The organism is Dolichospermum sp. UHCC 0352 (assembly GCF_009711925.1).
GTDB classification, from domain to species: Bacteria; Cyanobacteriota; Cyanobacteriia; order Cyanobacteriales; family Nostocaceae; genus Dolichospermum; species Dolichospermum lemmermannii.
The window spans coordinates 1-26,812 of the sequence record NZ_VIKY01000314.1; the positions used below are offsets into that span (position 1 = coordinate 1).

The following is a 26,812-nucleotide window of genomic DNA, read 5'->3' on the forward strand; positions in this document are numbered from 1 at the left end:
ATTAGTTTTGACTTTTGACTTTTGACTTCCGCCCTACGGTACTAGCCTAAAGTTGTTTCGTGATTTTACAAGTATTCTGACTTTTGACTTCTGACTTCTGACTCCTTCTTCATGTATTTTTATATAAGATCTAAAATTGGTTAGAGTTGTTGTGACTGGGATTGGTTTAGTTTCCGCTTTAGGTAAAAGCTTGGAGGGTAGTTGGCGAGATTTACTATTAGGAAAAACGGGAATTAAATTACATCAACTATTTCCAGAATTGGGAATAATTCCTCTGGGATTAATTGCTGAAAAACCCTCTTTATTAAATACACTCACGGAAATAGTTGTTAACTCAGCTTTACAAGATGCTCAATTAATAACGCCTTTACCTGATTGCGCGGTGGTAATTGGTTCTAGTCGGAGTTATCAAGCATCTTGGGAGATCATGGCGCGACAGATGTATCAGGAAGAGGCAGAATTAAACTTAGATAATTGGTTAAATACTTTACCTCAGATGAATGCGATCGCTGTAGCGCGACAAATTGGGGCAACAGCAGCAGTTTTAGCCCCAATGGCGGCTTGTGCAACGGGAATTTGGGCGATCGCTCAAGCTACAATGTTGATCAAAACTGGGCAATACCAACGAGTAATCACAGGGGCAATAGAAGCACCCATAACCCCCCTGACAATTGCCGGATTTAGGCAAATGGGGGCTTTAGCCAAAACAGGAGCTTATCCCTTTGATTTGCAGCGAGAAGGCTTGGTACTAGGTGAAGGTGGTGCTGTTTTGATTCTCGAATCTGCGGAATTAGCCACCCAAAGACAAGCCAAGATTTATGGAGAAATATTAGGTTTTGGCTTGACAGCAGACGCATATCATGGAAATTCACCAGAACCATCAGGTAAAAGTGCAATCATGGCAATTAAGCAATGTTTAGAACGTAGTCACATTTCACCCACAGACATAGACTACATTCACGCTCATGGTACAGCTACCCAGTTAAATGACCGCATTGAAAGTAAAATTATTCAACATTTGTTTTCACCAAAATTAGCGATTAGTTCCACAAAAGGTAGCACAGGTCATACATTAGGAGCATCTGGAGCTTTAGGTGTAGCATTTTCACTCATGGCATTGCAAAACCAAATTTTACCTCCCTGTGTAGGACTTCAGCAACCAGAATTTAATTTAAATTTCATCACATCAGCACAAGAAAGTAAAATTCAGCAAGTGCTATGTTTTAGCTTTGGCTTTGGGGGACAAAATGCCGTGATAGCTTTGGGAACAAGTAAAAATTTTTATTAGTTGTGAAAATTGATAAATTAGAGCTATAATTTATTACATCAACGTAATATAATAGAAAGTGAGTTGGGAAATAGAATATACTAATGAGTTTGAACATTGGTGGCAAACTCTTAGAGAGGAACAACAAGATGATATTGTCAGCATTGTTCAACTACTAGAAGAAAAAGGAACTCAATTACCCTTTCCTTATTCATCCGATGTTAAAGGTTCAAAAAATTCCCACTTAAGAGAGTTACGTATTCAAAGCGGTGGTAAACCAATCAGAATATTTTATGCTTTTGATCCGCGACGAGTGGCAATTTTACTGATTGGTGGAGATAAAACAGGAGATAACCGATTTTATGAAAAATATATTCCTATAGCAGATAGTCTTTATGATGAATATCTTGAAGAAATTAGTCGTGAGGGTTTAATATGACAGGACATAAAAAGTTTAGCAATCTTACCAAAGATTTCTCCTCAGAAAGAAAAACCAAAATAGCGAATCAAACAGCTACATTAAAAGAAGAAATGGCATTAGCTGAATTACGTCAAGCTTTAAAAATATCTCAAGCTCAATTAGCTGAAAAGTTGCAAATTAAACAACCTGCTATTTCTAGATTAGAGAATCGTACTGATATGTATGTTAGTCATCTAAGACAAGTTATTGAAGCTATGGGAGGAGAGTTAAAAATAACGGCAATTTTCCCTGATGTGGAAGTAACAATTACTAATTTTGAAGCTTTAGCAATGGATGTTGATAAGTAAGGTAATTCTTGATTAAGGAATTTACTACAAGAATTTTCGTAAGATAGCAACAGATTAATGAAGTTGTTGTTTTCGTAAAACCTCGAATAATTATTCAAAAATTTAAATCTGTGAAACTACCAGGAGTATCAATGATTTCCACACACAACTTTTTTTTTTCAAAAAGACAAACAACAATTATTAGTTGATTTTTTATTGCATGGTAATGTAATAGATGAAAAATACCATTTGATTTTAGTAAGCTGTTATTTTAATTTAGAATCTACCAATACAATCATTCAAGTATTACAAAAAAAAATAAGCTTATATAAAATATCAATATATATAGATAGAGGAGAAGCTATATGTATAGGACTTGACAAGATCAATGATTGGATTAAAAATAAGCATTCCAATAATATTGAGATATCTTTTAAAGTTAATAACTCTTCTAGCTTATTTCATGCAAAGGCATATTGTTTATTTTCGGATACTTCTAAAAAAGGAAGTTTGGTTGTAGGATCAGCTAATTTAACAGGAAGGGGCTTAACTGACAATAACGGAAATATAGAAATATTATATAATACTCAAGATGAAAGTGATATAGAAAACTTTTGTAATGATTTAAAAATCTTAGAAAACGACTTTATGGATGTTTCAGAAATAAATACATTTGTAGCTGATGATGATTACTATTTCAAATATGCTCTAATTCAATTGGGGTGTTTTGTTGAAACAAATGATATAACTATTAATGCTGTACTACAGCATACATATAACTTCAATAAAAAAGGAAAGGAAGAATCCAGAACTGATAAGTATAAGCAAAAAGGCTTTTTAGAAGGAAATGGAGCTAGTAAAAATTATTTTCAAGGCATTAACGAAGATATAGAGACAATTTTTATAAAATATAATAACACTTATAATATCGACTGGGGAAAATACAGTATTAGAACAAAATTTGGTCATTGGATTCCTAAAAAAATACTAGGATATTTAGATGAAATTCCCAAGGAAAAGCAAAAAATCAAAGAATGTCAAAATAGCATATCTTCTGATCTTAAAAGTTGTTTTACAAAATCCAAGGAAGATATGGTGGAAGAGTGGAGAGAGTTATTAATGGATGACCGTTGGGTTGATCATCAGAATATTACTTCCTTAGAAGAAAAAAATCATAATAATATTATAAATATTTTAACTCAAGAAACTGAAAAAATTTTAAAAGATAAAATGGAATATTTTGTTTCTGAGTCTTGTCTAGAAAAGCTATTATTAAGATATGAAACCTTCAACATTTCTTTTGATTTTGCTAATCAAGATGAGATAAACACATTCTTTGAAAATTTAAAATATAATTGTGTAAAAAGTATTAATAGTGATAAAGTAGATAAAAAAATAGATGCAATAAAGGAAGATATTAAAAATATTAATGATGAAAAGCCAGGGGATCAAGTTCTTGAAATATTTAATAAGTATAACCTTGATATTAATACAAATATATTAAATTATTGCTTATATTTATCAATAAAATGCCAAAATCTTATTTTTTTAAATTGGCTCGATACAGATAGATTTATTAAAATTCAAGAAGAACTTGATAAAAAAAATAAAGCTAAGAAAGATAGAGAAAAAGCTACGAAAAAAAACTGATACACGGTCAAAATAATATTATTATAATGATTGAAGTTACTTCCACAGCAGATGAAATAGCAAATCTTCTTAAAGAATAACTTATGAAAGAACTGGAACTACTAAAAAACTTATATTCTCAAGATTTAGAAACTAGAAAAAACTGGTATTCTCATGTTGCAGAAGCTTATAATAAATTCAGACCTCGATATCCCCAAGAAATTATTAATGGTGCTGTAGAAGTAGCTCAACTTTCCACCAAAGCCAATATTCTAGAATTAGGTTGTGGACCGGGAAATGCAACTTTAGCATTTGCTCAATTAGGTTTTTCTATGATTTGTTTAGAACCAAGTTTAGCAGCTTGTAATTTAGCAAAACAAAATTGTGTAATCTATCCACAGGTAGAAATTCAGCAAACAACCTTTGAAGAATGGGAACTAGAAACCGGAAAATTTGATGCTGTTTTAGCAGCAACTTCTTACCATTGGATTAATCCTGAATTTGGTAATAGCAAAATTTCTCAAGCTTTACGGAATCATGGTAATTTAATTTTGCTGTGGAATATGACACCGCAACCAGAATATGAAATATATCAAAATTTTCGGGAAATTTATCAAAAGTATGCTCCACTTTTAGACAGATATGAAGATATAGAAACTCAAAAAGAGATAGTGCAAGCTTTAGGACAAAAAGCCATTGATTCAGGTAAATTTAAAAATTTAGTTTCCGAACAAGTTGTCTGTAGAGTTAATTATTATATGGATGACTTTTTACTGCTTTTAAGCACCTATACACCATACCTAAAACTAGATATAGAAACCAGAACTTGTTTATTTACAGCATTACGAAAAAAGATCGAAGATCATTATGGAGGAAATATCCAAATTACCTATATCTCAGCTTTTCAAGTTGCGAAAAAAGCCTAAGCAGACTGTAGCTAAAAACCTAAATTTAAATGCAATTGCCAGAATTCACAATCCAAAATCTAAACCAAAAAATGGCTACCACCACACTGCGCTATCAAGTGAATTCTGACTCCTGCTATATGTAGAGAGGTTACTGGGAAACATCTCTACATTTTGAGTAATATGAATGTTAAATTATTTACTCACCTTCTACCAAAGCGCGATATTTATCTGCTGTCATAGCGTCTTCTATTTCAGCAGCATCATTAATACGCACTTTAATTAACCAACCTTCTCCATAGGGATCTTCTGCTATATCTTCAGGAGAGTCAATTACAGCTTGATTCCGTTCTATGACAGTACCGCTGATTGGTGAATTCAGGTGTTCTACGGCTTTTACTGATTCAATTGTACCAAATTGGTCATTTAGAGTGATAACATCATTAATTTCTGGCAGTTCCAAAAAAACAATATCACCTAATTGATCAACAGCAAATTCGGAAATACCGATAGTAGCAATGTCGCCATCTAGACGAAAATATTCATGGGAATCTAAGTATCGCAAATCTTGGGGATATTCAAAAGACATATCACGTTCTCTGTTAAAAAAATAGTGTTACAACAGTAACCTAAACAACATTATTCCTCAAAAACCGCAAAGATTATCAGTTAGGAACACGATTCTTTGAGCGATAAAATGGGCGTTTTACAACTACCGCAGGATAAGCCTTGCCGCGAATTTCCACATCTAGCTGCTGCTTGAGGGTTGCTAACTGGGTGGGAACATAAGCTAAGGCTATGGGATAACCAAGCGTAGGTGAGAGAGTACCACTTGTTACTTCTCCTACGACCTGATCTGATGATAATACAGGGTAGCCGTGGCGGGCAATATTTCGTCCTTGTGTTTGCAAACCTATGAGTTTACGGGACATTCCTTGGGCTTTCTGCTGTATTAAAACTTCCCGACCAATGAAATCACCTTTAGTATCTAAATGTACTAACCAACCCAAACCAGCTTCTAGCGGTGTGGTGGTATCATCAATATCTTGCCCATAAAGTGCCATTGCCGCTTCTAAACGCAATGTATCTCTACAACCAAGTCCGCAAGGCACAACACCAAGATCATATAAACTCTGCCACAAATCTATACCCACTGATGAATCTACCATCACCTCAAAACCATCTTCGCCAGTGTACCCTGTCCGGGCGAGGAATGCGTGTTTTCCAAAAATGGTTGTTTCTAAATGCCCAAAAGCCTTAATAGGTGATAAGTCTGCTGAAATTAAGGATTGCAGCGAATGAGTAGCTGTTGGGCCTTGAACAGCAATTAAGATTTTATCCTGTGACAGGTCTTGAAATTTAACTACATCAAGATCAAGATGTGCCAATAGCCATTGTTTGTCTTTGTCGGTAGTTGAGGCGTTAACAATGATGACTAAATTTTGCTTACCAGCACTGTCTGTATCCTGGTAATAAATAATGATGTCGTCAATGATTCCGCCCTGGGGGTTAAGTAAGACGGTATATTGCGCTTGTCCAGGCTGTAAACGACTTAAATCGGAAGGAACTAAATACTCAAGTTGGGAAATCAGGTTTTTACCTTGGAGGGTAAATTTGCCCATGTGAGAAATATCGAACATTCCCGCAGTATTTCTGACAGCGTGGTGTTCTTGGGTGATACCGCTGTATTGTATGGGCATTTCCCAGCCCCCAAAGCTGGTGAATCTGGCTTTGAGTTCTACACCCATTTGATATAAAGGGGTTCGCGTCAGAGATTGGGAGGCAGCGCGGTCTTGAGGGTTTCCTCCATGAGCGACTGCCGACAGGGGAGTATTTTCTTGATTAGCCACAGGTGGTTATTTATATTTACTTGGGATAGCACCTCAACATTTATCTATCCTACGGGATTGCTGGTAATTTAGCAGAGAATTACTTCTGCATCCTTCCTGCGGTTTAATGATTAATAGTGGAATTGTTGAGATTTATTAAGCAAAGATTATGAAGTATCGCTCAATATTAGCTAGTCTGATTTTAGCCTTAGTGTTGTTTGTGTTTCCCTTATCAGCGCAAGCTGCAAGCTCTTCGAGTGTAACTAATTCTCTTACTAACAAGGGAGTCGGGGGGAAGGACTTTTCTGGACAAAGTTTAATTGGGATTGAGTTTACAAGTGTGAAATTAGAGAATACTAATTTTAACAATGCTGATTTACGTGGTGCTGTATTTAACGGTACTTTACTGGATACTGTGAATTTTCACGGTGTAGATTTTAGTCAAGGTATTGCTTATTTATCAAGATTCAAAAATTCTGATTTAAGTGATGCAGTTTTTACAGAAGCCATGATGTTGCGTTCCACTTTTGATCAGGTTGATGTTACTGGTGCTGATTTTACCAATGCAATTCTAGATATGATACAGATAAAAAAAATCTGTATTAATGCCAGTGGTGTAAATTCTAAAACAGGTGTAGATACTCGTGCATCTTTAGGATGTAAGTAAAACCCCAGGGTTATGAATTTTAGTCTCACGCAAAGGCGCAAAGGCGCAAAGGTAAGAGCTTTAAAGGTTAAAGGTTTGAAAAAGCCTTGATTCGTAGGTTGGGTTGAACAAAGACCAAACCCAACTTCAGGCACTAAGTAGGTGAACAGAATAAAACCAATCTGTGTAAGTGAACGGAAAAAAACCGTAGACGCGGAGCGGCTTCTCGAAGAGTAATATGTAACGAAAAGTAAAATCGCCCAAACCCTCTTCACTCTTGCCTCTTGCCTCTGGTTACTGAGCGAAGTCGAAGTTGGTTACTGAGCGAAGTCGAAGTATTGCCTCTTGCCTAGTGCCATAACGACGATTTTCAATGCTAACCTACTTAAAACCAAAAAATGCGTTGGGTTGCGCTGTCGCTTAACCCAACCTACGAACAATGGCGAAGGTATTAATATTCAGTGCATTTTTAATAGAATTGGTATAAAAATCCGATAAAAAGATTTTTAACACTGTTATGAATAATTCTTTTTTTTGTTTATTGACTTTTATTGTTAAAAAGGCTAAGGTTTTTTATGGCAATAATTGCAACTAATTCGCAAAAATATTCTAATTGGAGTTAAAAAAATGACAATAAATAAAAAGGGATTTTGGGGGATTAGTGGAGGGCTGTTAGCTTTGACGGGAATGGCTTTGAGTGGTTTGGGTTCTATGCAAATAGCCATAGCTAACCCCTTGAAAAATCAACCAGCACCACGCTTAGTTGCTCAGAAGATGAGCCCTTTAACTATAGTTTTTCCTAGTCGTGCTGATTCCACAGACTTGCAAAATAAAGCTAATAATGTGGCTGCTTTTTTATCTCAGGAGTTAGGGATACCTGTTAAAGCGCAAGTAGGTGATGAGACAGCCGCAGTAGAAGCTTTAAGAGCAAATCGGGCTGATGTAGCGTTTTTAAGTAGCCGTCCGGCTTTAAAGGCTGAACAATTAGCAAATTCTCGGTTATATTTGGCTGAAGTTCGCAAAAATTACTCTGGTAGGTATACTTATAATTCTATTTTTGTTGTTCCCAATAATAGCCAATTAAAAAGTAAAAATTCTCCGAAAGCAACTTTAGAACAACTCAGAGGAAAAACTATTGCTTTTACTTCTCCAACATCTGGTTCTGGGTTTATTTTTCCCGTAAGTGAGTTAGTTAAACAGGGTTTTGTCCCTAACCGCGATCGCTTGGATAGCTTCTTTGGTAAAGTTAGTTATGGTGGAAATTATAGTAAAGCCTTAGATGCTGTAGTTAGAGGTCAAGCAGATGTAGCGGTAGTCTCAGAATATGCTCTTTTCCCTCCCTATTTGGCGGCTGAGAATAGAGATAAAGTCAGGATATTACATAAAATTTCTGGTGTTCCGGCTCATGGGATTGCGATTGATGATGATGTCCCAGTTATCATTAGAGAAAAGCTAATTAATGCTTTATTAAAGTTAAACAAATCCGAAAACAATCAATTACTAAGCAGTTTATATAATTCCACAGAATTGGTAAGAGTTGATCATAATCGTCATCTTCAACCAGTGCGGGAAGCCCTGAAAAATGCGGGGATGGAATAATCTTTAAAGGTCAGCATTCAGAATTAGGAATATTGGGAATAAAATTCTTAATTCTGACAAAATTATCATTTTCTGATGAAATTTTCACAAAACTAACCATGACTCCTTTCTCTGAAGTAATTACAAATTATCATTTATCTAAAAGTAACGTGAATTTTATTGAATGTTGTCATTTAGAAACAGATTATATTGCATCTCTACACCGGCCCATTTTAAATAATATCAATTGCCAAATTAATCAAGGTGAATTTGTCGTATTGTTAGGATTGAATGGGGCAGGTAAATCAACATTATTGAAATCACTTGTGGGTTTAGTTCCCTTAGTTAAGGGAGAAATTACAATTAATGGTGTTTCTGTGGGTGATCAAAACTTACCGCAAATTCGTCGAGATGTGGGAATGTTATTTCAAGGAGGGGGATTAATTCGTCAATTATCAGCAATTGATAATGTTTTATCTGGAAAATTGGGAGTGAGAAAGACGAGACAAACTTTATGGGGATTTCCGCAATGCGATCGCACATTAGCCTTAGAATTATTAATACAATTAGGTTTAAGAGAACAAATATATCAAAAAACTAGTCAATTGAGTGGTGGACAACAACAAAAAGTAGCAATTGCTAGAGCATTAATGCAATCTCCACAAATACTTTTAGCCGATGAACCCACCACAGGTTTAGATGTGGTAGCCTCACAACAAGTCATGACAACTTTATCAGAATTGCATCAACAAGGATTAACTATTATTACCGTTTTACATGATTTAGCACTAGCTACAGAATACGCTCAAAGGGCGATAATTCTAGATAGTGGAAAAGTAGTTTATGATGGTAAATGTGAAAATTTACAAGCGCAATTTTCATCACATATCATTTAAGAAAGTTGAATTTATATTTAGTTATTAAAAACAATGAAAAAAATTTCTAATTCACAAATTTTTCATCGTTATCCTTGGCTTATTCCCTCACTTGTATTTCTATTGATGATAGGAGTTTACATTTGGGCATTACAAGGATTACAAGTTGATCTTAAATTATTAAGAGATAGTTGGCCTTTTATTACAGATTTTATTTCACGATTATTTCCTCCCAACTTACAAGTTTTAGATATTGCTATTAAAGGATTAATTGAAACCGTGCAAATGTCTGTCTGGGGAACATCCCTAGGTGCAGTTTTATCATTACCAATTGCCATAGCCAGTTCTAATAATATCGCCCCTTTATGGCTAAGATGGATAGCAAACCTACTGCAAAATGCTGTTCGTTCCGTACCTTCAATGATCTTAGGTTTAATCTTTGTTGCTGCTACAGGCTTAGGCGCACCTGCTGGAACATTGGCATTGTCAATATATACTATTGGTTATCTTGCTAAATTTTATCAACAAGCAATAGAATCTGTAGATCATCGTTCCTTAGAATCTTTACAGGTAATTGGGGCATCGAAAATACAAATTGTCCAGTATGGGATATTACCCCAAATATTACCTTTAGGATTAGGTTACACCCTGTGGATGTTTGAATATAATATTCGTGCTGCTTCGGTTTTAGGAGTAGTTGGTGCTGGGGGAATAGGGTTTCAATTAAAAAGCTATATAGATGGTTTTGAATATACCAAAGCCACAACCATGATGTTAGTGCTATTAGTAGTAGTCACAGTTATTGACTGGTTTAGTAGTAAGTTACGCCGATATTTAGAGTCAATCTAGTCTTAATCTCAATGATCACTTTCCTAGATTTAAGACTATTCTTTCTTCTTCTTTCTTCTTCTTCCTCCTGACTCGGTGACTCGGTGACTCCTGACTACTTATTAATAAAATCCCAAATAGCTTCAGCAACAACCCCAGCACAAGTTTCTGGTAAATTACTTTCCCCATGAGGAATATTATGTAACTGAACTTGAGGAATTAATCGAGCATAAGTATTACTTTTTGATATAGCAGTTTTTGTATCTTGACTACCTTGTAAAATCAAACAGGGAACTTTAATTTCTGGTAAGTGGTTTTCTAATAATTCTGCTTCTATTTCTGGTTTCTTGCGGTTAAAAAGTAATTGACAAGCCGTAGAGGATTGTAATAATTCTCTTCTTAATTCTAAATCTTTAACAATTCTTTCTTCCCAACCAATCAATCTCATCAGCGGCAGAATGAAGCGTAAAAATTTAATTATCAATGGTGAACAGTTAAATAACCGCCGTCTTTTTTGCCATTCCTTTTTTTGTCCTTTTGCTGCGACACCCTCCGGTGCTAACAATATTAAACCAGATATTTGCTCTGGATATTTTAAAGCATAACTAGCCGCAATCCAACCACCAAGAGAATTACCAACTAAATAGACTTTTTCTAATTTCAAAGCTTCTAAAAAATCAGCTAAACACTCGACTTGCAAATCTATAGAATGGTGAATATTATGATTTGCTGATTCACCAAAACCTAGCAAATCTGGTGAGAAGCAATGGATATTTTTAGCCAATAGTTCCATTGTCGATACCCATTCGCTGCCATCATTCCATGCACCATGTAGAAAAATCATGGGTATTCCTGTACCAACTTCACGCCAAAACAGTACCCCTTGACTAAGTTTGATTCGGGAGTTACGAAATAAAAGATTCATTTTAATTTACTAATTTAGTTGTCTAAGTTGGGCAATTTTTAATTATAGACTTTGGATTTAATTTTCAAACCCAAAATCTTTCATCTTTGATATTTTATGCAAGTGTTGTTAAGCCATTTAAATAGTCTTGCAACTGACGAAAATGATCATGAGACATATCTGGTTTTGGTAAAGAACTAGGAGGAAAAGCTTGAATTTCCATGACTTCTAAGGAATCTGTTATTGCCATTTTTCCCTGAACTTCGACTTCAACAGTAATACAGATAGAATGTATCCGAGGATCACGATTTGGTGAAGAGTAAACTCCCACTAAACGGCGAATTGTGACCACTTCTAGCCCTGTTTCCTCCATCAATTCCCGACGGACTGCATGAGGAACATCTTCTCCCCAATCCACCATACCACCAGGCAATGACCAACGACCATCATCCTTTCTTCTAATGAGAACAATCTGACCATCAGGTAAAATGGGGATAATACTTGTACCAGTAATGGGGTGGCGGAATATAATACCCAGTACCGTTTGTCCAAAGTGCCATAAACCCCGTGTGGACTGAATCATTGGTTTAAAAACAGCCAAAATTTTCAAATTTAAAATTGCTTTATTGTATTTTATATATTTTTAATTCAATCATGTTGTTTCTGCAATCTGGAAAATTATTTCTTCTAATGTCCTTAATAATTCTTGCTCATTATATGGTTTGGAAAAATAGGCTTTTGCCCCTAATTGCATAGCTAACTGACGATGTTTACTACTACTACGGGAAGTTAACATGGCTACAGGAATATTTCTTAACTCTGTATTGTTATTAATCCGCTCTAAAAAGCTATAACCATCAATACGGGGCATTTCAATATCACAAATTACCGCTTGCACTTGTAAACCACTTTCCAGCTTTTCTAAAGCTTCTTGACCATCTTTAGCTTGTTCTACTTGATACCCACCTTTTTCAAGAGTTAGGGCGAGGTAACGGCGGACATTAATCGAATCATCAACAATTAAAATTACCCCTTTTTGGCGACTAGGTTGTTTGACAGTTGCTACTTTTGGCGGTTTGAGGAATGCAGTTTGTAATCTTGTTGTTGGTAATTTATTACTGATATGGGGACGTTCACCTGTTGTAATCCATAAGACTAAATCATTAGTATTAATCAGGGGAACTACTCGACCATCACCAAGAATTGTACAGTTATTAAACCCACTGGGAAGGGGAATATTACCTTCTACTTGACGAATAGCTACCTCTTGCTCACCCCAGCAGCGTTCTACTTGAACTGCGACCTGTTGATGATCATGTTTGACTATCAATACACTTATAGCATTAATGATCGGCAAAGTTTCTAATTCCAGGTTATTGTAGCGGGAGCAGTTAAACTCAAAGTAACTATTTAGACGCAGCAATGGTAATTGATGGTTTTGCCAGTTAATAAATTCTTTGCCGTCTAGGAAGAAGATTTGCTCCTGTTCTAGGAGGAAAATTTCCTCGATTACGTCTGTAAAAAATGCTAACACTAAGCGATCGCTCTCAACCAATAAAACCCGCGCGACTGACAAGGTAAATGGGACTGATAAAGTAAATTTCGTCCCCACTCCGGCTTGGGTGTCAACATTCACATCTCCTCGCGCTAATTTCAGGTTATTACGGACTACATCCATGCCTACTCCCCGACCAGATAAAGCTGTTACCTGTTCCGAGGTGCTAAATCCTGGTTCAAAAATCAATGATAGTAGTTCTTCATCACTAGCGCTCGCCAATAAAGAATCATCCAAACCCATTTTTAAAGCGCGGTGACGAATTTTTTCTAAAGAAATACCTTGACCATCATCACGAATAGTAATAATTGTGCGATTACTATGATAAACTGCCTTCATTTCAATTAACCCTTGTTCGGGTTTTCCTTGAGTTCTACGAGTAGTAGGATCTTCAATTCCATGATCAAAAGCATTGCGTAACAGGTGCATTAAAGGCTCATTTAAAGCCTCTAAAATACCTCTTTCAATTAAAGTATTTCCACCTTCAATTTTCAACTGCACATTTTTTCCATATTCAACATTTAAATCTCTAATAGCTCTAGGAAAACGTTCCACTAAATCAGAAAAAGGACGCATTCTCACCTGAGTTAATTGTCTTTGCAATTGTTTAGAAGTTTTATTCAGTTTTCGCGCTATTTGGTCTGTATCATCCACACTTAATTGGATATCACTGGTAACTTCTGCAACTTGAACAATAGTTTCCATGACATTTTGAGATAAAAGATTCAATTTTTGATAGCTATCTTGTTCTATAAAATTGTTTTCTGTTCCTTGATTACCATGATTAGTTGATTCTTCTACCAGATGATTATGGGTTATCATTTTTGCATAAGCTGTTCGCAGTTCTTGATTTTCTTGATCAAGAATTTGGACTCTTTGACTAAGATTACGCACCAATTTACGTAATCTTTCCATTTGCACATTTAACCCATTACGTTGAATAATTACTTCTCCAAACAAATCATTAATTTTCTCTAAATGTTTACTAGGAACTCTAACTGTATTTTCCTGATTTTCTCTTTCTTTGGGAAATAAATGAATATCAGTTTTGCGTTCGGTATATTTGTAATCTATTGGCAGATTCTCTGAAGCCAATCCGCTATCAGCACTAACAAAATCAGCACTTTCTGGAGATAATTCGACATTTTCTAATAATTGAAAATCAGAAATAGCTGATTTATTTAATAAATAATCCTGTTTATTTAATGGCTCAGAAAGATTATGATTAATAACTTCACCAAAATCAATTTTTGTTGGTAAATTACCTCGAAGATTGCTTAATACTAAAGTTTGAGATTGTCGCCATGCTTTTAATGCTAAATCAGCAATTTCCACAGCACTATCAGGATCAGTTTCTAAGTAATGACTAACTGATTGACATAGTTGGGTAAATGCCGTTAATTGCAGCATTTCTCCTAACCCACCTAACTCAGTTGCCATCATTACTAACTCTGCTCTTAATCCCGATTTGTTACTATTTTTTAATCTAGCTTCTAGGTGTTGTAAATACTCTTCAACTTCAGTTTCAAATAATAAAGAAATAATTTCTGGATCATCTTCTGATGATAGTAAAGTTGTGATATCTTCTGGGGTAGGTTCACCTAAACGCTCATAAAGTTCGTCAAAAATTGGGTAACAAAATTTTCCTAACCAACTATCATCTAAATCATTACCCTTGGCCAGTAATTCCACAATCTGTCGCAGCCAATCAACACTAGATAGTAATAAACTTTGTAAATGAGTATCAAGTTCCAAGGAATCTTTCTGAGTCTTTAAAACTTTAAAAGCATCTTCCAATTTATGAGCTAAATCACTTAATACCCGAAATCCCATCATAGCTGCTCCACCTTTAATAGAATGGGCGGCTCGCATAGCAGCATTAATATGTTCTAGTTCGATGCGTTTACTGGTGTCAATTTCCAGTAATATTCCTTCTAAAGTATTGAGATAATCAGTTGCTTCTTCCAGAAATTGGATCTGGATTTCTAATTCTTTATCTTTCGTCATTAGTCATTAGTCCTTAGTCATTAGTTATTAATTCAGAACAAATGAGAATATTAATTAGGTGGAAAAGTCTCAATAGTATCTTTTAACTCCTGAGAAATATCTACTACTTTTTGTAAAGATTGGGAAACCTCAAGAGAATTATCACTATTACGGGCTGATATAATAGTAATGTCCTTAATAGTTTGACTAACAATTTGTGATGTTTGGACTTGAGATGTAGTAGAAATCAAAATTGACTGAACTAAGGTATTTATTTGCTGTGATCCATCAACAATTTGTTGTAAACTATGTTTGGCATCTTCGATAATATGGCTACTTTGGGTAACTTGATTAGTTCCCATGATCATCGTTTTTAATACTTCACCAGTTTCTCGTTGAATTTTCTCAATTATTTCCTCAATTTCTTGAGTTGCGGCTACACTTCTGGCGGCTAATTCTCCTACTTCTTCAGCTACTACCGCAAACCCTTGACCCTCTTCCCCGGCTCTTGCAGCTTCAATTCCGGCATTAATTGCTAATAGATTAGTTTGCATAGCAATTTGATTAATTACAGAAACTACACGGGAAATTTGTTGGGAAGATTCTCCTAACCGTCTGACTTTTTTAGCTATTTCATCAACTGTTTCTTGGACAGAGAAAATATTTTGCAATGTTAAATCTATCGCTGCTTCAGTTTTAGTAGCCCTATGGTTAACATCATTAACAATGGTAACAGCTTGTTGTGCTATATCAGCTATAGATTGAATAGCAATAGTCATATTGTCAATGGTTTCTAAGCTTAGGTGTATTTTTTCAGGTTCGATAATTGCTTCTGTTGTGAATTTTTCCAAATAAACATTTACTTCACCAATAGCTTGTTGAATTTGATTGACAATTTGCTGAATACTATTCTGAAAATTCTGGAGTTCTGAATTGTCTTGATTAGTGTTTGTCTGACTATGTGCTTTTAATCTTTTTATCTCTACTAGTAAATGGGATTGTTCTAAAGCATAGCCAATTTGTGTAGCAATTTGGGTCAAAAAATTAATTTCTTCAGATTGCCAAATATGAGAATTATGGCAATGATGAGCAATCAAAAATCCTTGAATTTCTCCATGACTTAAAATTGGTGCTGTTAAACTGCTTTGCACAGAAAATTTCTTTAACCACTCGATATAACTACTCGTTAAACTTGACTCTTGTTCAATATTTGATATTGCCTCAAATTGACTATTTTTACCAAGTTCTCGCCAGTGGGAATCATTATTATATACACCGAGCATTTTTTGGTAATCATCAATTACTGATTCAGCAATTACCTTAACAGCTTGGGTTTTTCGATGCAGTTTATAAACGATGACTCTGTCTGTTTTTAGAACTTGACTAACTTCGGAAATGGCAGTTTGATAAATAACCTCAGACTGAAGATTTAGACGAATTTTTCTAGTAATTTCTAGGAGTAATTTTAGCCATTCAATTTCTTTTTCTTGTTCCTCTTCTTTATTAAATACATCTAAATGTATTTGCTCTTGAATTTCCTTAGAGGATGTTATAGATGTACTAGAAATTTTAGAATTAATCCACTGACTTAACCAAGCTATAAACAACGTCATCAATAATGCAATTAATGGTGTTGTACTAGCAATTAATATCAAAAATTCCCTCTGCGGCTTAAAGGCAATTGCTGCATCTTTCGCCACAAGTAACTGCCAATTCATATCCGGTAAACCTGATAATATTGGCAATGGTACATAACTAATTAGTTGCTGCTTTTGATTATTTTTGGACTTGGCTGTAAATGTATCAATATTTTTCGCATTCAAAACATTAGTTAAACTAGGATATATACCTATCAACTTCTCACCAAATAAATTTTGATCGGAACTAATTAAAATTCTTCCTGTTCCATCTAAAAAATAATATTGATTAGTCTCATCTATATAACCTTTTATTACTGTTTCTAAAGCCTTTACAGGCATACGGGTTCTGACTATACCAATAGTATTACCCCGCACTGGATCTTTAATTGGTGCAGCTATATAAATTACTGCGCCTATATTTTTAACTATTTCTGCTTGACTAATAATAGGAGTATTTTGTTTGATTACTTCTTGAAAATAGATCCGTTGTTTTTCGGAAATTAAAGATTCTCCGGCTGATTGAATAATCACTTTTCCATTAAGATCAAATACAGCGACACTATCATAAACCTTAACAGTTTTCATCAAGCGATCCCAGGATGCTTGTGTTTCTATATTAATGATGCTGACATCAACTTTACTTGTTTTGCTAGATTTTTCTGATCCGGCCTTGTTTCCGGAATTAGGAGGACTTAAAAAAGATATACCAGATAATACTTGAATATCTCCATAACGTTGTCCAATAAAATTATTAACTTTATCACTCAAGTTAATTGCTTTAGTTTCTTGGGATGTAATAATTTGCTTTGTAATTAATTTGCTCCCAAAAAGATAAGCGATCGCCCCAATTCCCAAAACTGGTAAAGTACCAATAGCTATGGATAAAATTATAGCTTTTGTACTCAATTTAAATTGTCGTAAATATCCTATTCCCTGATGCCACACCCTATTATAACTAGAATTTTCTCCTCTAACATCAACAACTTTTGCTGAAGAAATTAAAGATGGGTTATTTTGAGAATTGCCACTTTGTTTGATATCAGTTTTATTCAACATATATTCCTCATACCACATCTATAAAATAAAAAAACTACCCCTTTTTCCGAGTATTAATTATTAGTTAATACCAAGAATATCTGAACGTAAAATATGCACTGCATCTAATACCAATAAAATTTCTTCCTGTTGCACCACACAACCACACAAGTAAGGTACTAAACTAGATGCTACTTGTCCTACGGGAGAACGAATATCATCAGCAATAAATTTAGTTGTGCCTTTAATCTCTTGAACAACTAAACCCAAGATCATTGATTCTATTTGAATAACAATGATATTATACTGACGCAACCGATGATCAAGACATTCTAAATTAAACATCTTAGGTAAATCAACTACCCAAATTATATGACTGCGCCAATTCATCAATCCTAATATACAAGCGGGCATATTCGGAATAGCTGTAACCGATGTCACAGGCACAACAACTGCTTCTTGAGTATGAGCAATGGATAAAACAGCACCAGTTTGTTGATTAAGTTGAAATTTAAGATAGCCATTTTCTCGGCTGTTGTATACGGCTGCTTGATGATTAAAGTCAATGTGTAATTTTTTCATGGGCGAGTATTATGAACATTAATTTATGGGGTTATATAGCAATACCTTTGCTGTTTTTTTTGTAAAATATATGTCTAAAATCACTCTGCTATGTTTTGATCAATGAGTATAATATACAGAAAAAAGCACTATCAGGATTTAATTTTCCTGAGTGCTTTTAATTTGGCTATTTATTTAAAAGTGCGGATAAAAGGACTTGAACCTTCACTCCTTTCGGAACTAGAACCTAAATCTAGCGCGTCTGCCAATTTCGCCATATCCGCATCAATACCTTACCTTAGCACAATAAAATATTTATGGCAATAGGTAAAAATACAAAATTTAAAATCAGGGTATGGGGTATTGCTCTACATCACAGCTACACGAGGTAGACGGTGCTTGAAGCCGCAAAGAATTTCCCAAGAAATGGTATTGAGGCAATTTGCCCAATCATCAGCGGATATTTGTTCTTTTCCCTGTTCTCCTAGCAAAGTGACGATTTCCCCTTCTTGCAAATCGGGGATGGAACTCACATCTAACATAATTTGATCCATGGTAATTGCGCCAATTTGTGGCACACGCTGTCCACGGATTAACACCTGCATTTGGTTAGAAAGATGACGAGGAACTCCATCGGCATAACCAATGCCAACTACAGCCAGACGCATTTCTTGAGGAGCAATAAAATGATGACCATAACTAACTCCAGTTCCTGCGGCTATGGTTTTAACTTGGGTAACTCTAGCTTTGAGTTGTAAAACGGGTTGCAGTTTGATGTGATTTTGTAAGTGATTAGCAGGATAAAGCCCATAAATGGCTAAACCTACCCGCACCATGTCATAGTGTAATCTTGAATCTGCCAGGGTAGCGGCTGAGTTGGCTAAATGTAAACAGGGAATTGTGATCCCTTTAGCTTTGATGTGGGCGATCGCCTCTTCAAATCTGCTATGCTGTTCCATCATCACCGTAGCGTCGGGACTATCTGCTGTTGCTAAGTGAGAATAAATACTGGCAATATCTAAATGGGGTAATCCTTGTACCAACTGCACAAACTCCGCCGCCTGTTGCCAATTAGTGCCTAATCTAGACATTCCCGTATCTAATTTGATATGTACAGATAAAGAAGAATTATAGTTAATAGTTTCTAATGTGTTGGAAAACTCTAAAGCTTGCTTAGGACTACACAGTGTGGGCTGAAGTTGCCAATGAGCGATCGCCTGAATTTGCTCTGGCGTGTTGGTTGCCCCTAAAATTAAAATCGGGGCTTTAATGCCATCTTCCCGCAATTGAATACCTTCAGGAACAGTCGCCACACCTAACCAACCAGCACCCGCTTCTAAGGCAGTTTTAGCAACTGCTACCGCCCCATGTCCATAGGCATCCGCTTTAACAACTGCCATTAATTGGGTGCGTGGTGATAAAAACTTGACCAACTGCTTGACATTATCAGACAACGCCCCTAAATCAATTTCTACCCAAGCCCGCTGAGAAAACCAAGCGTAAGTATCACATTCCTGATTGTCAGCAAAAATCGGGGTTTGCTTGCGACTTAACATTGCACTTCACTCCTATCACACCACCGAAAAGCTTCTCACATCCCCTAGAAGCTATATCACTTTAATCAGGAAGTTTAACTTTGATCCGGTAATTTACACAAGATAGTAGCACGAGCAATATTATTAGTGTGTCTGAATACTCAATAATTCCAAAAATTATTGGAAGATAGTTCTTCCTTATCAGTTTCATCATAACAAATTTAAAATCAAATGTCAACCCCTAAATCCTCTTTTATGGCGATTTTAGGTAAATAAGATCCCGGACTTCTTTAAGAAGTCCGGGATCTGAGTCAAGGACAAAAGTATAAATTATTCTCATATCCCCAGCGGAGTATATTTGTGTTAATATGTGTAAAACTAATACCTTGAGCGCAGATTCATGAGGAAGGTTTTAGTCCTGAACGCCTCTTACGAACCGCTCAACATCACCAGTTGGCGACGTGCCACCGTGTTGTTGATTAAAGGCAAAGCTGAACGCTTAGAATACAACGGTAAATTCCTTTACTCGGATTTTCCCATGCCGACCGTGATCCGGTTGCGCCATTATGTCCGCGTTCCTTATATGGAAATTCCTCTCACTCGGCGAAATATCCTGCATCGTGATAGCCATACCTGTCAATACTGTGGTCACACAGGGGACGGGTTAACTCTAGATCATGTGATACCGAGATCACGAGGAGGTGGAGATACCTGGGAGAATATTACTACTGCTTGTGTACGCTGCAATATCAAAAAAGGCTGTCGTACACCTCAAGAAGCCCGAATGCCTTTGCGTCATTTACCCCGTCAACCTTACAGTAGCCTCTACTTTGAGGTAACGAAGCATCTGAAAAGTGGACTTCACCAGGAGTGGCAAAAGTATGTCATAGGTCTTTGACATTACCCAAAATTAACTACAAAAGTTCAGGTCAAAATTTACCTGTAGATATATCCGTTTGACTAAATAAAGTCAACGATAGTGACTACAAGTAGGGGTTTCACTTGCTTTTGATGAGTATTGAATACAGCTTATGGCAAGTTTCCACTAAGCTGATATTTTCATGTCCGCAGCATCAAACAACCTTAATTTCCAGAATTGGCGTTTTGTCCTTTAAAAAACGATATATAGATAGATTTTGTTCTTAACTGATAATTTGTTACAATTATAAGTGGATGACTTGCCAGCTAGAAATTGAGATGTCAATTTGCACACGGAATGTCCAAGATAACACAAGTCAAATAAATATTCAAGATAATTATCAAATTTTTTTCATAAAAATCTGCATATTTGTTTAGACAAAGCCACAAATTATGAGGTTTTATATAACCCAAGAGGTAAAGCGTACCTGATTTTCAGCATCTCTGTAGCACTTGAGGTAGATGTAGTAGATCCTTGACTCATGCTATTGACAAAAATAAACCGCCCGACAAAGTGCCAAGACAATTAATTTTAGATTGTTGCCAAGTCTCCTGTAGCTTTACAAGCGCATTATTGCTTGGATTATGCCTGAATGGACACCCCCCTTTCCCCGCTTAAAAATACAGTTACTTATGTACGTGAATTATCCGGCTTCTCAATTTGAGAGTTTATCATTGACCACAGATCCGCATCCAGAGGAAATAGAGAAAGAGAAAGAGAAGGAGAAAGAGCTAATTGAGCTTCCACCTTTAACCCGGACTTCCTTATCATCCTCTAATGGTGATGGAGGTATCTATTTAGTTCAGCGTGGCAATTCTCTAGCATCTCAAAAATCAGAAGAGTTACAGAAAACGCTGCTTGCACATCGCCATGAACGTCAATTAGTGATTTTACAGGATTTTCCCGATCCTGATGCTCTTTCTTGTGCTTGGTCTTACCAACTCATTGCCCAACAGTATGATATTAAGTGTGATATTGTTTACGCGGGAACTTTAAGCCATCAGGAAAATATTGCTTTAGTTAAGCTAACTAATTTACCTGCTCAACGCTGGACGATGCAAACTTTAAAAAATAAAGATTTGTCGTCTTATCAAGGGTTTGTGTTAATTGACAACCAGGGAACTACGTCTCAATTATTACCAGCAATCCAACAAGCGGGAATTCCCCTGATAGTGCTGGTGGATCATCATAGTTTACAAGGGGAACTCAAGTCAGAATTTGTTGATGTTCGTCCTTATGTACGAGCTACAGCCACAATTTTTACTCAATACTTACAAGCAGGATTATTAACTTTAGATAACAGCATTAGCCAGCACGTTAAATGTGCTACAGCTTTAATGCACGGTTTGCGCTCAGATACAAATCGGTTGATGCAAGCCCAAGAAGAAGATTTTATGGCTGCTGGGTATTTGAGTAGGTTTTATGATGCTCAGTTACTAAATGCTATTTTGCAAGCAAATCGTTCTAAGCGGGTGATGGATGTGATCGAGCGATCGCTTAAAAACCGCATCGTTCAAAATAACTTTTCCATAGCTGGTGTTGGTTACTTGCGCTATGATGACCGGGATGCAATTCCCCAAGCGGCTGATTTTCTGGTGACGGAAGAAAATGTGCATACCGCAGTAGTTTATGGAATCGTTCATGATGAAGATGACGAACTAGAAGTGGTGATAGGATCTCTGAGAACCACAAAACTTACTTTAGATCCTGATGAATTTATTAAAGAAGCCTTTGGACAGGATAGCACTGGGCGATTTTTTGGTGGTGGAAGAACGGGTGCGGGAGGCTTTGAAATTCCCATGGGTTTCTTATCTGGTGGTAATGAAAATTCGGCTTATGCCAAAATCAAATGGGAAGTTTTCGACGCACAAATCAAACAAAAATTATTGAGATTGGTGAATCCTAGAGATAATCCAATTTAGTCTTAAACCGGATTTAAAGACTTGATTGATTTAGGGTTTAGCAGTGCTGAACCCATGCAAATGAATTTAGCTTTTGCTGTCAAAGAAGCAGGTATAAATTTGGTACAATTTAGAAATATATCCAAGATTTGTTGAAGGTGCTTATAAGTTTGTTAAGTTATAATCAAGAGATGCACTGGGAATGCCAATAATACCTTTTGAATTTCTCATTTCCAGACGGCCTGTTTCATTACAAGCAAAACCAAAAGGACTGAATGAATGGAAAAATTTTGTTCGTTCTGAAGCCGAAAAGTTTTGGAAAGGTGACAGTCCAATTAAAGTATCTTATCTACAGCTTACGCTAGTTTACATTTGTAGTGATGATTCTCCACCTGATACTGATAACATTATCAAACCAATACAGGATGCACTTATAGGCTTAGTTTATGAAGATGATAATTTAGTATTAGATGTAGATAGTCATCGTCGGTTTATGTCAGATCCGATTGATATAACAAATTTACCTTTATTATTGCGGGAAGGTGCCATCATTGGCGAAGAGTGTGTTTATGTCAAAGTAAGTGAATCTCAACCATTGGAACAATACTTATGATAGACAATACTAAAAGTTTACGTGATGATAAAGTTGAATCTTTGATCAAAAAGTATCGTGATGAAGGATTTACAGTTATACAAAACCCGAAGGCGGATCAATTACCCTTTGATTTGGATAACTATCAACCCGATATTCTTGCTACTAAGAATCAAAATGAATCTGGTTTAATAATTGAAGTAAAAACCAGCATTAGTCCAGTTTCAGTTGAGCGTTTACAATCTGTAGCGGAAGAAATTAGTAGACATCCGGGCTGGCGTTTTTTATTGGTAACACTTGAAGATATAGAAGCCGAATCATTACCTGGAACATCGGAAGAACTACCTTCCTGGGAAGAACTAATCAACTATTTTAGTCAAGTTAGCAAGCTTATTGAAAATAATAATATTGAACCTGCTTTTCTTTTTCTCTGGAGTGTTTTTGAGGGAGCATTAAGAAAAAGAGCAGTTGATGTATCAATTCCTGTTGAACGTTTACCAGTCATAAGATTGCTAAAAACAATGTACTCTTTGGGAGAGTTATCAATTTCTGAATTTGATATTATTCAAGCTTATTTTGAAAAGCGCAATCGTCTAGCTCATGGATATATTCAAAAGCTAGATTCGGAGGTTTTACCTACGTTTATAATGTTGGTTGTTAACTTATTGATAGAATGGACTTCTAATATATCTGAGAAAATAGCAGTTCTACAGGTTTCCAGGCAAATTATGGACAGTATGACAAAAAATAATCAGGAAAACACAGCACAAACGAATCAAGAAATTCAAGAAATAGCAGTTTCTGAGTTACATAATCACCCAAGAGAAAAAGAAATATTGGCAAAGATTAAGCACGCAGTGGAAAAAGAAGAAGGAGGAAATAATTTTTTCAATGAACTTCAACACTTATCTGATGAGTATTACGATACTTCTACTGAATCTAAAAATCAACAGGTAAACAAAAATGAAATAATTTTAGATGATAACGCACAAATAGCACTTGATGCTTTACCAACTCAAGAGAAAGAAAAGATTAGTTATGCTATTAGTTGTCTAGAAAACTTTCCTGATTGTTCAGAAATTGAAGTTTCTCAACTGAATTCAAGCTCAGATAATGATTTTATTGCCAAGGTAGGCATATATCGAATCATTTTTGAAGTTCAACCTAAAAAAGTAACTATTATTGATATAGTTAATTACAAACGGATTCAAATGTTATATGGATTATTAGAAAAGGCTAAAGTATGAAAAATCTAGATTCTTTATCACGAAAAACCTATATTTGTAGGGGTTTAGAACTGCTAAACCCTTACCCACACAATCAAATAATTAAGCCGTGTTGAGTATAAACTACTGATTCCTGCATTCTTCTTTGCGCCTTTGCTTCTTTGCGTCTTTGCGCGAAACAAAAATAATATAAAAACGCCCAACTAAAAACATGGAACTATACTTAATCCGTCATGGTATCGCCGAAGAACATCAACCTACACTAAAAGATGAAGAACGACAACTCACCCCAGAAGGAAGACAAAAAACCGAGAAAATAGCTCAAAAATTACTAAAGCTAGAATTACACTTTGATCTAATTCTCACCAGTCCCCTAGTCCGTGCTTACCAAACAGCAGAAATACTCATTGCTGCTGGACTGAGTTCCCAGTTAGAAGCATCAGATCATCTTAGCTTTGATGGTAATATTCAAAATTGGCTACAAGAATGGCTTCAACCTAGAAATTATCCCCAAAAAACCCGACTAGGATTAGTAGGCCATGAGCCTAATTTAAGCCATTGGGCAGAAATTCTCCTGTGGGGAGAAGCAAAAGAGAGCCTCATCCTCAAAAAAGCAGGTATGATGGGAATAAAACTACCAGATGATGGTTCAGCTTGGGGTCGTAGTCAAATGTTTTGGTTGACACCACCCAAGTACCTGCTGTAATAGTTGTTACATCTGCAACTTTTGTGGTGAAAATAGTCTCTGGTGAGTTAGCGTGAGCAGATATTTTACAAAGTAAATGGTGTTGCCATGACGGTATGCGAATACAAGCCTGGTTTAGAAGGTATTCCCGCAGCCCAGTCGAGTATTAGTTATGTAGACGGGCAGAAAGGAATTCTAGAATATCGTGGTATCAGGATTGAGGAATTAGCCGAAAAAAGTACATTCCTAGAAACTGCATATCTGTTAATTTGGGGTGAGTTACCAAATCAGGAAGAACTAAAAGCATTTGAGCATGAAGTTCTCTTCCACAGACGCATCAAATACCGCATTCGGGATATGATGAAATGCTTTCCTGAAAGTGGTCATCCGATGGATGCTCTTCAAGCTTCTGCTGCTGCTTTAGGTTTATTTTATTCTCTTAGGGACTTACATAATCCGGTCTACATTCGTACCGCCGCTGTCCGTTTAATAGCGACTATTCCCACGATGGTAGCAGCGTTCCAGTTAATGCGGGAAGGTAATGATCCAGTTAAGCCCAGAGATGATTTAGGCTATGCGGCTAACTTCCTGTATATGCTCAACGAGAAAGAGCCTGATCCTTTAGCCGCTAAAATCTTTGATATCTGCTTAATTCTTCATGTTGAGCATACAATGAATGCTTCTACCTTTAGTGCTAGGGTAACAGCTTCAACCTTAACTGATCCTTATGCAGTAGTTGCCAGTGCCGTAGGTACTTTAGGTGGACCATTGCATGGTGGAGCGAATGAAGAAGTAATTCAGATGTTAGAAGAAATCGGTTCTGTAGAAAATGTTGTCCCTTATGTGGATAATCTTCTGCAACGCAAAGCTAAAATTATGGGTTTTGGACATCGAGTTTACAAAGTCAAAGACCCCCGGGCTACAATCTTACAAGGCTTGGCAGAGCAGTTGTTTGAGAAGTTTGGCTATGATGAATACTATGAAATTGCCGTGGAAATGGAACGGGTAGTTTCGGAAAAACTGGGTGACAGAGGGATTTATCCTAATGTTGACTTTTATTCCGGTTTAGTGTATAGGAAAATGGGAATTCCTACAGACTTGTTTACACCAGTATTTGCGATCGCTCGTGTAGCAGGTTGGTTAGCACACTGGAAAGAACAACTGGTAGAAAACCGGATTTTCCGTCCTACCCAAATTTACAACGGTCGTCACGAAATCGCCTACACTCCCATTGACCAACGTTAACTAACAAATAAATTAACTCTAGATTTTGGATGTTTAATTCAAGTCCTCTAATGGGCAGATTGATAACTGTCCTATCTACCATTGAGGCTTGTCGTCCAAAATCAAAACCCGCTAAAATTGGCAACTTGACAGCAGCAGCCAGTGTGGGAAAATCAGACAATTTGTAGACCATAGACAACCGTTACCAACTCGGAAGCGGCTAATTTGTCTTGTTTAACGACTTAATGGGGAAACTTTTGCCCATTTCCTCACCCACCAATCATCAATTCCCAATCCCAACCATAAGTAGAAGTTGTCTTGTGGAGTCTCATGGTGAAAACCATCCAAGGATATACTAGACTCATGAATTGGCAAATGTATTGAACTTCAATCGGTCATCATCTCAGCAGAGATTATTACTAAAGCTGAAGACAAAAGGTCAGTAACCCAGCCCTAAAGGGACTGGGCTTGCAAGAGTAATCAAGCAAGCCGTGCTGACCAGACCACCCTGAGCGTAGTCGAAGGGTAGCCGTTATTTGAGTCATGACACCCCGGAATGCGAAGCTAGTTCCCTGCTCTGTCGCTTGTGATTAAACAGTTCTAAGGTCACTGGAACAGTGTTGCAAGCTCAAGCAAGCTCTTATAACAGGTCGTTCGCGCCAGCGTGCCGGAGGCATCTAGCTAACATTACCCCAGAAATGGGAGTTGGTTTCCAGGTTCCAATCAAAAATCTGGTTTCAATTTT

At 36.3% G+C, this 26,812-nt stretch carries 23 protein-coding genes and 1 tRNA gene; 15 read left to right on the forward strand and 9 right to left on the reverse strand.

Going from position 1 to position 26,812, the window contains the following annotated elements; genetic code table 11:
* Nucleotides 1-136: 136 nt before the first annotated feature.
* The 5 genes from FJR06_RS22595 (at nucleotide 137) to FJR06_RS22615 (ending at nucleotide 4,569) form a co-directional block, all read left to right on the forward strand.
* Nucleotides 137-1,288, forward strand: coding sequence for a beta-ketoacyl-ACP synthase (locus FJR06_RS22595; RefSeq protein WP_168652313.1), 1,152 nt, complete (start codon nucleotides 137-139; stop codon nucleotides 1,286-1,288).
* 58 nt (nucleotides 1,289-1,346) lie between these two features.
* The gene (locus FJR06_RS22600; protein ID WP_015080305.1) at nucleotides 1,347-1,706 is read left to right on the forward strand and encodes a type II toxin-antitoxin system RelE/ParE family toxin; all 360 of its coding nucleotides are present in this window, start codon (nucleotides 1,347-1,349) and stop codon (nucleotides 1,704-1,706) included.
* Complete coding sequence (locus FJR06_RS22605; protein ID WP_015080304.1) at nucleotides 1,703-2,035, forward strand: XRE family transcriptional regulator; 333 nt, start codon at nucleotides 1,703-1,705, stop codon at nucleotides 2,033-2,035. The genes FJR06_RS22600 and FJR06_RS22605 overlap by 4 nt, the downstream gene beginning before the upstream one ends.
* A gap of 195 nt (nucleotides 2,036-2,230) precedes the next feature.
* Entirely contained in the window at nucleotides 2,231-3,664 is a 1,434-nt protein-coding gene (locus FJR06_RS22610) for a restriction endonuclease PLD domain-containing protein (protein ID WP_015080303.1), read from the forward strand.
* Between the two features lie 83 nt (nucleotides 3,665-3,747).
* Entirely contained in the window at nucleotides 3,748-4,569 is an 822-nt protein-coding gene (locus tag FJR06_RS22615; protein WP_168652314.1) for a class I SAM-dependent methyltransferase, read from the forward strand.
* 178 nt (nucleotides 4,570-4,747) lie between these two features.
* Here the strand turns inward: FJR06_RS22615 and gcvH are convergent, their stop codons facing one another.
* Nucleotides 4,748-5,137 carry a glycine cleavage system protein GcvH gene (gcvH, locus tag FJR06_RS22620; RefSeq protein WP_015080301.1) on the reverse strand — a complete coding sequence of 130 codons (390 nt, stop codon included), beginning with the start codon at nucleotides 5,135-5,137 and terminating at the stop codon, nucleotides 4,748-4,750.
* A gap of 76 nt (nucleotides 5,138-5,213) precedes the next feature.
* Complete coding sequence (gene gcvT, locus FJR06_RS22625; RefSeq protein WP_168652315.1) at nucleotides 5,214-6,398, reverse strand: glycine cleavage system aminomethyltransferase GcvT; 1,185 nt, start codon at nucleotides 6,396-6,398, stop codon at nucleotides 5,214-5,216.
* Nucleotides 6,399-6,546: 148 nt separating this feature from the next.
* Here gcvT and FJR06_RS22630 point away from each other — a divergent pair, with 148 nt between their 5' ends.
* From FJR06_RS22630 to phnE, 4 genes are all read left to right on the forward strand, one after another.
* A complete protein-coding gene (locus tag FJR06_RS22630) occupies nucleotides 6,547-7,044 on the forward strand; it encodes a pentapeptide repeat-containing protein (RefSeq protein WP_015080299.1) in 498 nt (165 codons plus the stop codon).
* Between the two features lie 606 nt (nucleotides 7,045-7,650).
* Nucleotides 7,651-8,622, forward strand: coding sequence for a phosphate/phosphite/phosphonate ABC transporter substrate-binding protein (locus tag FJR06_RS22635; protein ID WP_168652316.1), 972 nt, complete (start codon nucleotides 7,651-7,653; stop codon nucleotides 8,620-8,622).
* 98 nt (nucleotides 8,623-8,720) lie between these two features.
* Nucleotides 8,721-9,497 carry a phosphonate ABC transporter ATP-binding protein gene (locus FJR06_RS22640; RefSeq protein WP_015080297.1) on the forward strand — a complete coding sequence of 259 codons (777 nt, stop codon included), beginning with the start codon at nucleotides 8,721-8,723 and terminating at the stop codon, nucleotides 9,495-9,497.
* A gap of 33 nt (nucleotides 9,498-9,530) precedes the next feature.
* Nucleotides 9,531-10,325 carry a phosphonate ABC transporter, permease protein PhnE gene (gene phnE / locus FJR06_RS22645; RefSeq protein ID WP_015080296.1) on the forward strand — a complete coding sequence of 265 codons (795 nt, stop codon included), beginning with the start codon at nucleotides 9,531-9,533 and terminating at the stop codon, nucleotides 10,323-10,325.
* Nucleotides 10,326-10,419: 94 nt separating this feature from the next.
* On the opposite strand, the gene FJR06_RS22650 is transcribed toward phnE, so the two are convergent.
* The 7 genes from FJR06_RS22650 to alr all read right to left on the reverse strand — a co-directional run bounded on the left by FJR06_RS22650 (nucleotide 10,420) and on the right by alr (nucleotide 19,541).
* Nucleotides 10,420-11,229, reverse strand: coding sequence for an alpha/beta fold hydrolase (locus tag FJR06_RS22650; RefSeq protein ID WP_168652317.1), 810 nt, complete (start codon nucleotides 11,227-11,229; stop codon nucleotides 10,420-10,422).
* 94 nt (nucleotides 11,230-11,323) lie between these two features.
* Nucleotides 11,324-11,791 carry an NUDIX hydrolase gene (locus tag FJR06_RS22655; RefSeq protein WP_174782899.1) on the reverse strand — a complete coding sequence of 156 codons (468 nt, stop codon included), beginning with the start codon at nucleotides 11,789-11,791 and terminating at the stop codon, nucleotides 11,324-11,326.
* A gap of 69 nt (nucleotides 11,792-11,860) precedes the next feature.
* Entirely contained in the window at nucleotides 11,861-14,770 is a 2,910-nt protein-coding gene (locus FJR06_RS22660; RefSeq protein ID WP_015080293.1) for a response regulator, read from the reverse strand.
* A gap of 50 nt (nucleotides 14,771-14,820) precedes the next feature.
* Nucleotides 14,821-17,445, reverse strand: coding sequence for a methyl-accepting chemotaxis protein (locus tag FJR06_RS22665; protein WP_168652318.1), 2,625 nt, complete (start codon nucleotides 17,443-17,445; stop codon nucleotides 14,821-14,823).
* 60 nt (nucleotides 17,446-17,505) lie between these two features.
* A complete protein-coding gene (locus FJR06_RS22670) occupies nucleotides 17,506-18,006 on the reverse strand; it encodes a chemotaxis protein CheW (RefSeq protein WP_015080291.1) in 501 nt (166 codons plus the stop codon).
* 181 nt (nucleotides 18,007-18,187) lie between these two features.
* Nucleotides 18,188-18,269: transfer RNA gene (locus tag FJR06_RS22675), tRNA-Leu, on the reverse strand.
* An 84-nt stretch (nucleotides 18,270-18,353) separates the two neighbouring features.
* The gene (alr, locus tag FJR06_RS22680; protein WP_015080290.1) at nucleotides 18,354-19,541 is read right to left on the reverse strand and encodes an alanine racemase; all 1,188 of its coding nucleotides are present in this window, start codon (nucleotides 19,539-19,541) and stop codon (nucleotides 18,354-18,356) included.
* Between the two features lie 379 nt (nucleotides 19,542-19,920).
* Between alr and FJR06_RS22685 the strand changes: the two genes are divergently transcribed.
* From FJR06_RS22685 to FJR06_RS22710, 6 genes are all read left to right on the forward strand, one after another.
* Nucleotides 19,921-20,418, forward strand: a complete 498-nt coding sequence (locus FJR06_RS22685; RefSeq protein WP_168632120.1) for an HNH endonuclease — start codon at nucleotides 19,921-19,923, stop codon at nucleotides 20,416-20,418.
* Nucleotides 20,419-21,071: 653 nt separating this feature from the next.
* Nucleotides 21,072-22,361, forward strand: coding sequence for a bifunctional oligoribonuclease/PAP phosphatase NrnA (locus tag FJR06_RS22690; RefSeq protein WP_168632119.1), 1,290 nt, complete (start codon nucleotides 21,072-21,074; stop codon nucleotides 22,359-22,361).
* Nucleotides 22,362-22,542: 181 nt separating this feature from the next.
* Nucleotides 22,543-22,953 (forward strand): RusA family crossover junction endodeoxyribonuclease, encoded by a 411-nt coding sequence (locus FJR06_RS22695; RefSeq protein WP_015080287.1) that lies wholly within the window; start codon nucleotides 22,543-22,545, stop codon nucleotides 22,951-22,953.
* On the forward strand, nucleotides 22,950-24,179 hold the full coding sequence (locus tag FJR06_RS22700) for a hypothetical protein (RefSeq protein ID WP_015080286.1): 1,230 nt from the start codon (nucleotides 22,950-22,952) through the stop codon (nucleotides 24,177-24,179). Before FJR06_RS22695 ends, FJR06_RS22700 begins: the two co-directional genes overlap by 4 nt.
* Nucleotides 24,180-24,369: 190 nt before the next feature.
* Nucleotides 24,370-24,864: a phosphohistidine phosphatase SixA gene (gene sixA / locus FJR06_RS22705; protein WP_015080285.1), complete on the forward strand. Its 495-nt coding sequence runs from the start codon at nucleotides 24,370-24,372 to the stop codon at nucleotides 24,862-24,864.
* A gap of 87 nt (nucleotides 24,865-24,951) precedes the next feature.
* Entirely contained in the window at nucleotides 24,952-26,088 is a 1,137-nt protein-coding gene (locus FJR06_RS22710; RefSeq protein WP_015080284.1) for a citrate synthase, read from the forward strand.
* Nucleotides 26,089-26,812 lie beyond the last annotated feature (724 nt).

Bases quoted from the DNA above. Each gene is read 5' to 3' on its own strand.
- FJR06_RS22605 (WP_015080304.1), top strand. From the start codon at position 1,703: ATGACAGGACATAAAAAGTTTAGCAATCTTACCAAAGATTTCTCCTCA.
- FJR06_RS22615 (WP_168652314.1), top strand. From the start codon at position 3,748: ATGAAAGAACTGGAACTACTAAAAAACTTATATTCTCAAGATTTAGAA.
- gcvH (WP_015080301.1), bottom strand. From the start codon at position 5,137: ATGTCTTTTGAATATCCCCAAGATTTGCGATACTTAGATTCCCATGAA.
- FJR06_RS22630 (WP_015080299.1), top strand. From the start codon at position 6,547: ATGAAGTATCGCTCAATATTAGCTAGTCTGATTTTAGCCTTAGTGTTG.
- FJR06_RS22635 (WP_168652316.1), top strand. From the start codon at position 7,651: ATGACAATAAATAAAAAGGGATTTTGGGGGATTAGTGGAGGGCTGTTA.
- FJR06_RS22640 (WP_015080297.1), top strand. From the start codon at position 8,721: ATGACTCCTTTCTCTGAAGTAATTACAAATTATCATTTATCTAAAAGT.
- phnE (WP_015080296.1), top strand. From the start codon at position 9,531: ATGAAAAAAATTTCTAATTCACAAATTTTTCATCGTTATCCTTGGCTT.
- FJR06_RS22650 (WP_168652317.1), bottom strand. From the start codon at position 11,229: ATGAATCTTTTATTTCGTAACTCCCGAATCAAACTTAGTCAAGGGGTA.
- FJR06_RS22655 (WP_174782899.1), bottom strand. From the start codon at position 11,791: ATGATTCAGTCCACACGGGGTTTATGGCACTTTGGACAAACGGTACTG.
- FJR06_RS22660 (WP_015080293.1), bottom strand. From the start codon at position 14,770: ATGACGAAAGATAAAGAATTAGAAATCCAGATCCAATTTCTGGAAGAA.
- FJR06_RS22665 (WP_168652318.1), bottom strand. From the start codon at position 17,445: ATGTTGAATAAAACTGATATCAAACAAAGTGGCAATTCTCAAAATAAC.
- FJR06_RS22670 (WP_015080291.1), bottom strand. From the start codon at position 18,006: ATGAAAAAATTACACATTGACTTTAATCATCAAGCAGCCGTATACAAC.
- alr (WP_015080290.1), bottom strand. From the start codon at position 19,541: ATGTTAAGTCGCAAGCAAACCCCGATTTTTGCTGACAATCAGGAATGT.
- FJR06_RS22685 (WP_168632120.1), top strand. From the start codon at position 19,921: ATGAGGAAGGTTTTAGTCCTGAACGCCTCTTACGAACCGCTCAACATC.
- FJR06_RS22690 (WP_168632119.1), top strand. From the start codon at position 21,072: ATGTACGTGAATTATCCGGCTTCTCAATTTGAGAGTTTATCATTGACC.
- FJR06_RS22695 (WP_015080287.1), top strand. From the start codon at position 22,543: ATGCCAATAATACCTTTTGAATTTCTCATTTCCAGACGGCCTGTTTCA.
- FJR06_RS22700 (WP_015080286.1), top strand. From the start codon at position 22,950: ATGATAGACAATACTAAAAGTTTACGTGATGATAAAGTTGAATCTTTG.
- sixA (WP_015080285.1), top strand. From the start codon at position 24,370: ATGGAACTATACTTAATCCGTCATGGTATCGCCGAAGAACATCAACCT.
- FJR06_RS22710 (WP_015080284.1), top strand. From the start codon at position 24,952: ATGACGGTATGCGAATACAAGCCTGGTTTAGAAGGTATTCCCGCAGCC.